General features: G+C 52.7%; 9 protein-coding genes. 6 read left to right on the top strand and 3 right to left on the bottom strand.

Annotated features, from left to right (window positions below; all coding sequences use genetic code 11):
• Positions 1 to 550: 550 nt before the first annotated feature.
• A complete protein-coding gene (locus D5S03_RS12280; RefSeq protein WP_008870668.1) occupies positions 551 to 1,414 on the top strand; it encodes a YitT family protein in 864 nt (287 codons plus the stop codon).
• 86 nt (positions 1,415 to 1,500) lie between these two features.
• Here D5S03_RS12280 and D5S03_RS12275 read toward each other — a convergent pair whose 3' ends face one another.
• From D5S03_RS12275 to D5S03_RS12265, 3 genes are read right to left on the bottom strand one after another with little or no spacing between them, the layout of a single operon-like run.
• Positions 1,501 to 2,097, bottom strand: a complete 597-nt coding sequence (locus D5S03_RS12275) for a nitroreductase family protein (RefSeq protein WP_008870667.1) — start codon at positions 2,095 to 2,097, stop codon at positions 1,501 to 1,503.
• On the bottom strand, positions 2,094 to 3,866 hold the full coding sequence (locus D5S03_RS12270) for an aldehyde ferredoxin oxidoreductase N-terminal domain-containing protein (RefSeq protein WP_287044226.1): 1,773 nt from the start codon (positions 3,864 to 3,866) through the stop codon (positions 2,094 to 2,096). The genes D5S03_RS12275 and D5S03_RS12270 overlap by 4 nt, the downstream gene beginning before the upstream one ends.
• The gene (locus D5S03_RS12265) at positions 3,866 to 4,282 is read right to left on the bottom strand and encodes a 4Fe-4S dicluster domain-containing protein (RefSeq protein ID WP_008870665.1); all 417 of its coding nucleotides are present in this window, start codon (positions 4,280 to 4,282) and stop codon (positions 3,866 to 3,868) included. Before D5S03_RS12265 ends, D5S03_RS12270 begins: the two co-directional genes overlap by 1 nt.
• A 208-nt stretch (positions 4,283 to 4,490) precedes the next feature.
• Between D5S03_RS12265 and D5S03_RS12260 the strand changes: the two genes are divergently transcribed.
• The 5 genes from D5S03_RS12260 to D5S03_RS12240 form a co-directional block, all read left to right on the top strand.
• Positions 4,491 to 5,672: a pyridoxal phosphate-dependent aminotransferase gene (locus tag D5S03_RS12260; protein ID WP_008870664.1), complete on the top strand. Its 1,182-nt coding sequence runs from the start codon at positions 4,491 to 4,493 to the stop codon at positions 5,670 to 5,672.
• Positions 5,673 to 6,075: 403 nt separating this feature from the next.
• Positions 6,076 to 7,521 (top strand): ATP-binding protein, encoded by a 1,446-nt coding sequence (locus D5S03_RS12255; protein WP_008870663.1) that lies wholly within the window; start codon positions 6,076 to 6,078, stop codon positions 7,519 to 7,521.
• A gap of 13 nt (positions 7,522 to 7,534) precedes the next feature.
• On the top strand, positions 7,535 to 8,908 hold the full coding sequence (locus D5S03_RS12250) for a sigma-54-dependent transcriptional regulator (RefSeq protein WP_008870662.1): 1,374 nt from the start codon (positions 7,535 to 7,537) through the stop codon (positions 8,906 to 8,908).
• Between the two features lie 17 nt (positions 8,909 to 8,925).
• Positions 8,926 to 11,826, top strand: a complete 2,901-nt coding sequence (locus tag D5S03_RS12245) for a DEAD/DEAH box helicase (RefSeq protein ID WP_287044223.1) — start codon at positions 8,926 to 8,928, stop codon at positions 11,824 to 11,826.
• 142 nt (positions 11,827 to 11,968) lie between these two features.
• A partial coding sequence (locus D5S03_RS12240) for a hypothetical protein (RefSeq protein WP_287044222.1) occupies positions 11,969 to 12,264 on the top strand: 296 nt, incomplete at its 3' end.

Here is a 12,264-nt window from a genome sequence, read left to right as displayed (position 1 = left end):
GTCCCCGCGACACCTTTTACGCACAATTACAAAAATTACAGACGCGAAGTTTTGTGTACAAACACAGCCGATACTTAGCGGGGGACAGTCCCCAGGCCTCGTGCCAGTAATCACCACCGAGGACCCCCTGAATGGTTACATTAATTCTCTTCCTCCCGGGGGACAAAGGGCTGGTGCCGAACGAAGAAGCTGAAAAAAGTCGATCAGCGGTGGGGATCAGCCGGACCCTGGCTACTCGTCCTCAGGTGGTGAATAGTTACAAATTTTTTACTCGTATGTATATTACTTGAGCAAAATCAAAATAGCCAGCATTTTTTTGCTTTTTTAAAAAGCAGGCACGTGGGATAATTTCCTTGACCGGTCATGAGAAAAATCGGTAAAATTTCTGAACACGTATGCCGGCAGTCTTCACGGCTCCCTGGGTTGCTTGCGCAGCCTTCGGGGGCCTTTGTTTTTTGGGTTCTGTAACAGTTCGGGTGTTTTTTACTGAGGCACCGGCATGCGGCAGAAAAAGTCAACAGTTTTGAAATGATTTTTGCAGGAGGAGGACATGTCCTCGTATCTTCTAAGATTTACTTATACCATCTGGTGGAACCTTCTGCTTATTGCCCTAGGTTCTGTAATCTTTGCCATAGCCCTCAAGGGGATAATGGTACATCACAAGTTTATTCCCGGTGGGGCATTCGGGGTAAGCCTTCTTACATATTATTCCACGCCTGTAATCTCTGCGGGGGTGCTTTATTTTCTGATCAATATCCCTCTTTTTGTCCTGGGCTGGCTTTATGTGAGCCGCAGGTTTTTCGGTTACAGCCTTTTTGCCATGGTGGTGGCAACTCTGGCATATGAAGGGATCAGCATAGACCTGGGTATCCAGGACCAGTTGTATGCGGCCATCGCCGCAGGGGCCATGGGAGGGTTCGGCTGCGGCATTGTCCTCAGGTCCCTGGGATCCAACGGCGGGCTGGACGTAATAGCCATCATGCTTAATCAGAAATTTAATTTTGGAATCGGAAAATTTTATTTTGTCTTCAACTTCTTTTTGTTTTCAATAAGTCTTCTGATCCTGGACATTGATCTGGTGATTGCTTCACTTATTCTTGTATTCATCATGTCCTATATCGTGGAATACACATTAAGCATGTTCAACAACAGAAAGCTGGTGCTGGTGATTTCAGATAAAAACGAAGAAATTGCAGAAGACCTGATGCACAGGCTGAAGATCGGGACGACTTTTTTAAGGGGAAGAGGGGGGTATACCGGTCAGGACAAGAATATAATCATGGCCATAACCAACAATATCATGCTCAAGCGACTTGAGCAGGCCGTTTTTTCCGTGGACCCGCAGGCCATATTCATAGTGGAAAACACCTTCAGCGTACTGGGGACGAGTTTCAGCCAGCGCAAGATATATTGATCTAGTTGCAGGAGAAAAGGGCAGGACTGTATCAAAAAAAGGGGCGGGGAGCTGCCCGCCCCGGGAACTTAAGGATTAGAAAGTTTCTACTGTTCTTCCTGTCTTTCAAAGCTTTTTATCAGTACTTCCTCCAGGGGCCTTTTGGGTACGTGGTGCACTTTTCTGCTGTCCCGCCAGTACTTGATGTCCTGTCCGGGCTTCAGGGTTTCCAAAAGGACCATTTCCTTGGGCTTGCCCAGGGCCAGGACCAGGAGGACTTCCAGTTCATCAGGGACCTGCAGGGCTTCAGACAGGGCTTCCTTCTTGATGGAGCCTACAATGCAGCCCCCCAGACCGGCCTCTGTTGCACCCAGCATGATGGTCTGGGCGGCTATGCCCATGTCCCAGGCAGCGGTCTTGGAATGTTTCTTTTCTCCCAGGATCACTATGTAGGCCGAGGGCCTTTCTCCTTCTGACGGACCGGGCCAGTCCTTGAGGTATGCTGCCCAGGTCAGGGTTTCGAATATGGACCCGTTGGTTACAGGATCATTGCTGATGATGTACCTGAGTGGCTGCAGGTTGGCCGCAGACGGAGTAAGCCTGCTCAGATCAACCAGGGAAGTCAGGGTCTCCATACTGACCTTGTAGTTCTCGTAAAAGCGGCGATAGCTCCTGGAGCGGGCCACCATTTCGTAAATGTTCATTGATTTTCTCCCTGCCTCTTTTCGTGCGCACTGGCCATTTCCCGGAGTACTTCCTGGTATTTACTTTTAAGCTTGTCCATATACTCCGGGTCTGTTTTGCCCTTCCAGGTGGTTATCTCCTTGAACCTGGATGGAATTTTGACGTCTTCAGGTTTGAATCCGGTCCTGAACTTTAGCGCCCAGCGGTGATGCTTGATCTTTTCCACACAGGCGTCCAGTTCCTCCTGTGTATAATCATATCCAAGGGAATTCAAGGCCCTGAGAATATTTTCTTTGGGATATGCCTTGCGGGCGAAGAGACAGCCGACCATGGAACACATAAGGACCCTGTAATCCTCCTGATCCTGCATATATTCTATGGCTTTGTCTATGTTTCTGGAGTCCTGTTCCTGGTCAAGGCCGTATGCTCCGGTGTCCAGATGAGAATGCCTGAACCCTAAGGCCTGGCTGACGAAGTAGTTTTCCCCGGTGGCATACCCGGCCATTTCCTGACCCAGAACGCAGGCAAAATCTTCGCCGCCGTATTTTTCTGCGGCTTTCATGGTTCCCCCGGCCAGTGCCTGGTAAAACTCATTGGGCTGCCGGGTCAGGTGATCCAGCGCCTCCCTGTAAGCCTGAACATTGCCGAACTCCAGGTCTGTCAGGGTATGTTCCCTGGTGATGACTTTCTTTTGCAGGGCTTCGGTGGCCCAGGCCAGGGCAACCCCGGCACTGATGGCATCCAGTCCCATTTTTTCCACGTCCTCCAAAAGGGTCAAAACCCCGGGGGCCGTGTCAACTCCAAGCATGGTGCCCATGCCGAAGATGGGTTCGTAGTCGTAGGAAACCTGGCGGTACAGGTATTCGTGCTCCTGGCCGAAGCGTTCGCGCAAGAGACCTATATGAATGCATCCCACAGGGCATCCTGCACAGGCCACCTGCCTTAACAGCTGGTCCTGGCCGAACTTTTCCCCGGATATACCCCCGGCATTTTCATCATAAGTGCTTTGCATATTGCGCCAGGGAAGGGCCTGCAATTCGTTCAGGGGCAGGATATTTTCCGGGGTGCCCAGGTCGTGGTACTTGCGCATGGCCCCGCTTTGCACCACAGTATTATAGATATCCTTGTAGACCTTGTTGTATTCCTTGCTAAGGTCAGGATCCAGGTCCACGTGGCTGTCCCCGGACAGGATGATGCCCTTGAGGTTCTTGGCTCCCATGACCGCACCGCTGCCCATGCGGCCGAAATGGCGATAGGTGTCTACATTTACGCAGGCGTAGCGCACCAGGTTTTCCCCGGCGGGGCCGATGCGCAGGATGCTTCTGTGCCCTGGATTGGTGGGCTTCAGGCTGCGCATCTTTTTGCCTGTTTTGAATATATCCATGCCTTTTAAAAAGTGCACGTCCTGTATGTGAACTTCTCTGGAGCCCAGCCCGATACAGGTGGGTTTTTCAGCCTTTCCCCGGACGACGAGGGCGTCGTATCCGGCAAATTTTAGAGCCAGGGCGGATCTTCCACCGCCGTGGGACTCAGCGTACTGGTTGTTGTAGGGGGACATAAATCCCATGATGGTCTTGCTCATGAGGGGAAAGTAGCCGGTCAGGGGTCCGATGGCCAGAATCAGAGGCTGATCCGGATGAAATGCGTCTTCGCCGGGAAGGCCGAAATGACTGAAAAGACCGGCAGCCAGGCCGCTGCCTCCGATCCATTCCCGGCGGGCATCGAAATATTCCAGGGAGGACTTGTTTTTGCCAAGATCCACCACCATTACTTTGAAGCTGCTTGTCATTATTTTTTCTCCTTGGCGGTATCCACCATTTCCAGGCATTCGTGGGGACAGTAAGAAACGCACCTGCCGCAGTGGATGCAGAGCACCGGCGTTTCCCTCACGGGATCAAAGTATATGGCACCCACGGGACAGGCTTTGGAGCACTCTGCGCAGTTGATGCATCTATTTTGCTTGAAGAAAACACCTCCGCCGGGTCTTTGACGCAGGGCCTCGGTGGGGCAGGCCGCTGCGCAGGCAGCAGGATCGCAGGCCAGGCATACCCTGGCTTCGAAACCCGTGCTGATTCCGCCGGATGAGCGTATCTGAATGCCAGCTCTTTTCCAGGACAGGGATTTGTATACATTCCTGGCGCATGCCAGGGAGCATGAGTAGCACCCTATGCATCTTTCCATATTTGGGGTTCTTAATACCTTCACTGGTTTCCTCCGGTACGTCGGGGCAAATAAACATTTACCTTCAACGAAAGTTTTATTATTATACTATCCGTTTTTCAGTTGTGGCAGCGACGTGCACTGTCCGCCCGGCCGGATGCGAAGCAGTAAGTCCTTGATACTTGCTTGCATTAACCGGGGTTTTAAAGTGTTGATCAATAACATTGAGCCATTTCTAAGGGAGCATGAAAAAATGAACTTTAGCAAAAGAGTCTTGAGTATTCAACCTTCGGCAACCCTGGCAATAAACGCTAAGGCCCAGGAGATGCGTGCTGAAGGCGAAAATGTAATCAGCCTGGCGGTTGGAGAACCGGATTTTTCAACCCCTGATCATATAGTAACCGCTGCCAAGGAAGCTCTGGACAAGGGATTTACCAGGTATACCGCTGTGCCCGGCATGCCGGAACTGAGAAGGGCTGTGGCTGGATATTTTTCCAGGACCTATGGTATTGAGTGTACGCAAAACGAGGTGATAGTTTCCAACGGAGGCAAGCAGTGTCTTTATAATCTTCTGCAGGCCCTGGTTGATCCCGGGGACGAAGTGTTGATCCCCGGTCCTTACTGGGTCAGTTATCCGGACATGGTACAGCTGGCAGAGGGCGCTGCGGTCATCGTACCCACGGAGCCGGAAGACAATTTCCTGGTTAAAAAGGAAGATCTGGAGAAATACGTGACTTCCAGGACCAGGGTGCTTATATTAAATACCCCCTCCAACCCCACAGGGTGTCATTACAGTCAGGCACAACTTGAGGATATCGCCCGCTGGGCCGTTTCCAGGGATATTTTTGTCATTTGCGACGAGGTCTATGATCAACTGGTCTATCCTCCGGCAGAGATGTCCTCTCTTTGCAGTTTCTGGAAAAAGCATCCTGATGGCGTGGCCGTAGTCAACGGCCTATCCAAGACATTTTCCATGACCGGGTGGCGTATAGGCTACATCCTGGCCCATGAGGATTTAATCAAGGCCATGAGCAAAATACAGGGGCAGTCCACATCCAATGTCTGTTCTTTTGCCCAGAAAGGGGCCCTGGCCGGACTGGAAGGGTCCTTCGAGATGGTGGAGACAATGCGCGACAGCTTTGCCCGGCGTCGGGACCTGGCCCTGGAAATAATCGGTTCCTGGAAGGATGCTGTATGCCCGCGGCCTGATGGTGCTTTTTACCTTTTTCCCAGGGTGGATGCCTTCTACAATGACCGGGTGGACAGCTCCACGGAGTTGTGCAAGGCTGTGCTGGAGAAGGAAAAGATCGCCCTGGTGCCGGGCAAGGCCTTTGGCGACGACAGGTGTGTGCGTATTTCCTATGCTGTGGGCGACGAGGTGCTGCAGGACTGCCTGCAGAGGCTGGGTGGTTTTCTGGCCGGGCTCAGGGCTTAGGGGCAGAAGTCAGTGTCTCACGAGGGCGGCCCGGGACCTGATCTGCGAGTAACTTGGTAATAAGGAAGTGATCATTTAGAACCAACCACCCCCGGCCCCTCCTTAACCAAGGAGGGGAGTGGTCCGTGCTGTACTCATAAAATGACAAGCTTGTGTGACAGAAACATTCGAGTATCTGGATAATAAGGAAGTGATCATTTAGAACCAACCACCCCCGGCCCCTCCTTAACCAAGGAGGGGAGTAGACCGTGCTGTACTCATAAAATGACAAGATTGTGTGACAGCAATATTCTGAAATAATTGAACTGGCATTGTAGTTATTTTAAGGGGGGCAGCAAAAACAATGAGCTATGAACAGTTGTGATGAATCTTAAATTATATGAATTGAGGCAGGTGTTCCAGGTTGTTCAGATCTCTTATACGCTCTGATCCGGTGAAGCCGTTTCCTTTTGTTAAGTTCCTCTCATGGAGTTCCCTGATTATCATCCTGGCCTCCAGTCTCGCCCTGTCGGTTTTTATAGCCAACTATGCCCGGGAGGCTATAATCAATAAAAACCATGAGTTTGCACTGCTCCTGGCGGAAAACCTGAACCACCAGATATATCAGAGGTTCACCCTGCCCACGGTGCTTGGATTCGGCCGGATAGAACTGCGCCAGGAAGCGCAGTACGAGCGTCTGGACCAGGTGGTGCGTTCCACCATACACAGTTTTCATGTGCTGGATGTGAGTATATATGACCACCAGGGGGTGGTTTCCTATTCTACAGACCAGGATCTGGTGGGACAGGATGAACTTGCTGACAGGCTTGTGGCCTCCACCTTTGAGCATGGACGCCATAGTTTCAAACTCAAGAAAAATATCTCCAGCTGGCAGGCCATGTTCAGGTTCAGCCTGGAGCCTGATTCCATCGTGCTCAAGACTGTATATCCCCTGCGGGCGGAAAGAACTCTTGGGGTCAAGGATGAGCCCATCATGGGCATACTGGAATTCCACCAGGATATTACCTCGGACTATGAATCGGTAATCCATTTTCAGTGGCTTATCATTATCGGGTCATTTACTTTTTCCCTTGTCCTGTTTTTCCTGTTGTACATGATCATACTGCGCACGGACAAGGTGCTGGACCAGAGGATACGCGAAAAGGAACGCTTAGAAAAAGAGCTGCATCAAAATGAGAAACTGGCCAGTATGGGCCGCATGGTGGCCAGCATCGCCCATGAAATAAGAAACCCCCTGGGGATTATCCGCAGCAGCAGCGAGATTTTGTACAACAGGGCCAAAAAGCAGGGCTCGGCGGATGCCAGGCTTTTAGAGGCCATATTTGACGAGTCCAAGAGACTCAGTCAGACTGTGAACGATTTTCTTGATTATGCCCGGCCCAAGCAGCCCAAGCTGGACCAGGTGGACCTGGTGCGCATATGGAATGAGTTGATCTCTTTTATGGGCTCTGAGCTGGACAAGCATGATATAACCCTGGAAAAGGATTTTCCTGAGAACATGCATGTCATGGGGGACAAGGACCTGCTTTACCGGGCCTTTTACAATATTTTCGTAAATTCCCTGCAGGCCACACCGAGGGGAGGCGTCATCAGGGTGAAGATCACCTGGGATGATGCACCCCTGGTGGTGGTGACCGATACCGGCCCCGGGTTCGAGCCTACCATGATTGACAGGTATCTGGAGCCTTTCTACACCACCAAGGATACCGGAACCGGACTTGGGCTGGCCATTGTGGCCGGGATCCTGCAAAACCATGAAGCAGGGCTTTATATCAGTAACAACCCCGAGGGCGGAGCCAGCGTCCAAGTGCGGTTCAGCACCCAACAGAACAGTCAGCAAAGCCGTTAGGCTCGAGAAAGACATGAACAGCCATATTCTGGTTATAGATGACGAAAAGAATTATCTTCTGATCCTGGAAACCATTTTAGAGGAAGAGGGGTATACCGTCACAGCCCTGAATGATCCACAGATGGCCCTGGACTACTTAGATGAGTCCGAGGTGGACGTGGTTATTACGGACATGAAAATGCCCGGGATAAGCGGGCAGGATATACTGGAGCATATCCAGAAGCACCATGCCCAGATCCCGGTACTCATCATGACCGCCTACGGCAGTATTGACGGGGCGGTGGAAGCCATGCGCTGCGGGGCGTTTGACTATATCTCCAAGCCCTTTTCCAATGACGAGCTCATGCTCTCTGTACGCAAGGCGGCCCTTCTGTCCAAGTCTGAGCAGGAAAAGAGGCTCATGACCCAGACCCTGGCGGAGCAGTACGGGCCGCACAAACTGGTGGGCAACAGCAGAAGTATCCGGGAGGTTCTGCAGATGGTGTCCAAAGTGGCGCCGAGCAGGTCCACGGTGTTGATTACCGGGGAATCGGGCACTGGCAAGGAGCTCATAGCCAGGGCCATACACTATTCTTCCCCGCGCCGGGAAGGTCCGTTTATCTCCATCAACTGCATGTCCTTAAGTCCCGGGGTCCTGGAAAGCGAACTCTTCGGACACGAAAAGGGCTCTTTTACCGGGGCCACCGCCATGAAGAAGGGAAGGTTCGAGCTTGCCGACGGGGGGACTTTGTTTCTGGACGAAGTGGGCGAGCTCTCCCAGGATCTGCAGGTGAAGCTTCTGCGGGTGCTGCAGGAAAAGGCCTTTGAGCGGGTAGGCGGTTCCAGAACCATTCATGCAGACATACGGCTGGTGGCAGCCACCAACAAGGATCTCAAGCAGGCGGTGGAAAAGGGGGAGTTTCGCGAGGACCTTTACTACCGCCTGAACGTGGTGGGCATAAACCTGCCCCCCCTCAGGGAAAGGCGTGAGGATATTCCGGTTCTGGTTGCACACTTCATGCAGAAATTTTCCTCTGAAAACCAGCAGGAACTAAAAAAATTCGCCCCCGAGGCCCTGGAATATCTTACAGCGTACGAGTGGCCCGGAAATGTGCGCCAGTTAGAAAACGTGGTGGAGCGCTGCATGGTGCTTGCTTCCAGGGAAGAAATAGGAGTGGAGGATCTGCCAAGCGAAATCAAGGACGAAGAGGCCCAGTTCAAGAGCGCGGTGGATTTGTTGCCGGTGGAACTGGAACTGTCCGGAACCCTGGAAAAGATCGAAGCGGCGCTCATCAGAAGAGCCCTGGTTAAAAGCGGGTTTGTCCAGGTTAAGGCAGCGGAGCTCTTGAATATTTCCAAGAGCCTTTTGCAGTACAAGCTAAAGAAGTACAATATCCAGCCCAAGTGAGTACGAGACAAGCTCAAATGCCCGGTGTTGACGAGTTATTGCAGCAGATGGGCCAGGGAGACCTGCAGGGGCTCTCCACAGTGGCTGTCAAGGAAATCCCGGCCAGAGAAGCCGAATTTTCCGGCATTGAGGGACTGCCCCCTCCCCTTAAGCAGGTGTTGACAGAATCAGGCATCGAAAATTTTTATACCCACCAGGCCAGGGCGGTAAACCTGGTTCGAAAGGGCCGGAGCGTTGTCACGGCCACGCCCACTGCCAGCGGCAAATCTCTTATTTACAACATCCCTGTCCTGGAATCCATAATAAACGATCCCGCCTCAAGAGCCCTTTATCTTTTTCCCCTAAAAGCCCTGACCCGGGATCAGCTGACCAGCCTGGAGGAATTCGCCCGGTTGCTGGCAGGCAAGGTTCATGTTGATTCTGCAGTCTACGACGGGGATACCGACCCCCAGGCCCGGGCCAGGATCAGGAGTAAACCTCCAAATATCCTCCTGACCAACCCGGATATGCTGCACCGTTCTTTTCTGCCCTATCACCGCAGTTGGCAGAAGTTTTTTTCCGCGCTCAAATATATAGTTGTGGACGAGGTACACACCTATCGCGGGGTTATGGGGTCCAACATGGCCTGGGTGTTTCGAAGGCTGAGGCGCATCTGCGCCCAGTACGGACGTGAACCGGTATTTATATTCAGTTCAGCCACCATAGCCAACCCGGGACAACTCTGCTCGGCCCTGACCGGACATGAGCCGGAAGTAATCCAGAAAGGGGGTGCTCCTGCCGGTAAAAAGCATTTTCTGCTTCTGGATCCCGAGATGCAGGGCGCGGCCCAGAGTGCCATCCGGGTTCTGCAGAAGGCCCTGGAGCTTGGCCTGCGCACAATTGTTTATACCCAGTCCAGAAAGATGACCGAACTCATTGCCATGTGGGCTTCCCAGCGGGCCGGCAGGCTTAAGAAATATATAAGTGCCTACAGGGCCGGGTTTCTCCCGGAACAGCGCCGGGAGATCGAGCAGAAGCTTGCCTCTGGCGAGCTTCTGGCGGTTGTTTCCACCAGTGCCTTAGAGCTGGGCATTGATATCGGCCACCTGGACCTGTGTCTGCTGGTGGGCTATCCCGGATCGGTTATGGCCACCATGCAGCGCGGGGGAAGGGTGGGCAGAAGTGGCAGAGACAGTGCCATCATGCTCATCGGGCATGAGGACGCCCTGGATCAGTACCTGCTTCGAAATCCCCGGGAATTTTTCAGTCTGGAGCCGGAAAGTGCGGTCATCAATCCGGACAATCCCAGCATAATGCGCAGACACCTGGTATGCGCCGCAGCAGAAAAACCCATTGCACTGCAGGAAATGATGCTGGACAATGAAGCTGGAAAGTGTATTAAATCATTGGAAAAAGATGGCGAGTTGCTGGCTTCGCGGGACAGAAGTTTTTACTATACCCGGGCCAGGTATCCGCACAAGGACGTGGATCTTCGAGGTACAGGACAGACCTATAATATTTTTGAGCATTCCACAGGGGAGTACCTGGGGGAAGTGGACGGGGTCAGGGCCTTCAAGGAAACCCATCCCGGAGCTGTCTACCTGCATATGGGCGAGACTTACGTGGTTCAGGACCTGGATCTGGAGACCTTTGCCGTTTACGCGGCAAAATCGGAAGCAAACTATTATACCAGGCCCATCACCGAGAAATACACTGAAATTGTAGAGGTGCAGGCCACCAGGGCTACAGCCGCCGGAGAACTCTGCCTGGGCCGGCTCAAGGTAACCGAACATGTGAGCGCCTATGAGAAGAGACTTGTCCGGGGACAGGCCCGCATCGGGCTTATCCCCCTGGATCTGCCTCCGCTGGTTTTCGAGACCCAGGGGATGTGGTTTACCCTGGACAGCCAGGTGCGCCGCGATGTGGAAGATCGCAGGCTGCACTTCATGGGGGGACTGCATGCACTGGAACATGGCCTCATCGGGTGCATGCCCCTGATCATTTTGACCGACCGCAATGATCTGGGCGGTATTGCATCCCCTGTGCATGAGCAATTGCATAAGGGGGCAGTATTTATTTACGATGGTACTCCCGGGGGTATCGGCCTTTGCAGGCAGGCCTTTGAACTGGGGGACAGGCTTGTGGCCAGGGCCATGGGGATTTTGTCTTCGTGTACCTGTGAAAACGGGTGTCCCGGGTGTATTCATTCTCCCAAGTGCGGATCAGGCAACAGGCCCCTGGACAAGGAGGCAGCCATGCACATGCTGGCAGTGCTTGCCGGGGAGCGGTGCGGGGAGGCAAAGAGAAAGGATGTTTCCTGCAGGATTGAAACTGATGAAGGCTCTATGGAAATTGACAGCGGATACACAAAGAGTGACCAGGCAGAACTTCCCTATGCCGTGTTAGATATAGAAACCAGGTATTCGGCACAGGAAGTCGGTGGATGGGGCAACTGCCACCGCATGGGGGTCAGCTTTGCAGTGGTATTTGATTCCAGGAACCAGGAGTTTGTTACCTTTGACCAGGAACAGGCAGCCGATCTTGGGTCATTTCTGGAAGACTTTTCCCTTGTGGTGGGCTTTAACCTGCTCAAATTCGACTACAGGGTCCTGCAGGGGTTATCGGATTATGATTTTTCTTCTCTGCCCACCCTGGACATGTTAAGGGAGATTGAGGCCAGGCTGGGACACCGCCTTTCCCTGGATCACCTGGCCAGGCATACCCTGGGGACGAACAAGTCCGCCAACGGCCTTATGGCCCTGAAGTGGTGGAAAGAAGGCGAACTGGACAAAATCGTCGAGTATTGCCGCCAGGATGTGTCCGTTACCCGGGACCTGTATCTTTTCGGGCGGGATAAGGGTTATCTTATGTTTAAGAACAAGGCCGGGAAAAAGGTCAGGATACCTGTTTCCTGGCAGGATACTGCTTTTCAGGTATAGATAAATTGCAAGTATTCAGGGGGCACTCAGTTGTAGTTCCTGGTACTCACGCCAGAGGCGTGATTGCGGCACCCCCTGAATGGTTATGATTAATTCAATGCTTGCTGCCTGTTAAGGCAGTTTTTCCCGGGAGGGAAAATTTATGGGCAAAAAAGTACTGATTTCAGCTGTTCTGGCCATTGTTATCCTGGGCGCGGGGGCCCTGGTGTGGTATTATCAGTTTCGCGAGCCTCCGGTTGAGCCGGATGATCCCGATATTACCATGCATCCGGTGGAAAAGCCGGATGACCCGGTGGATGTCACCGGGCTGGACCCTTTAAGGGAGCACCTGGAAAGAGAGCCCGAGGATCCGGTGGAACCCAGGGAGCCGGAGGAGCTTCCAGATGACGAGGTGATAACCGATAGATTCATCAGGGACCTGGCAAGCCTGATATTCAG

This window comes from Desulfonatronospira sp. MSAO_Bac3 (genome assembly GCF_003838035.1).
GTDB lineage: Bacteria > Desulfobacterota > Desulfovibrionia > Desulfovibrionales > Desulfonatronovibrionaceae > Desulfonatronospira > Desulfonatronospira thiodismutans.
This window is presented reverse-complemented; position numbering and strand designations above follow the sequence as displayed.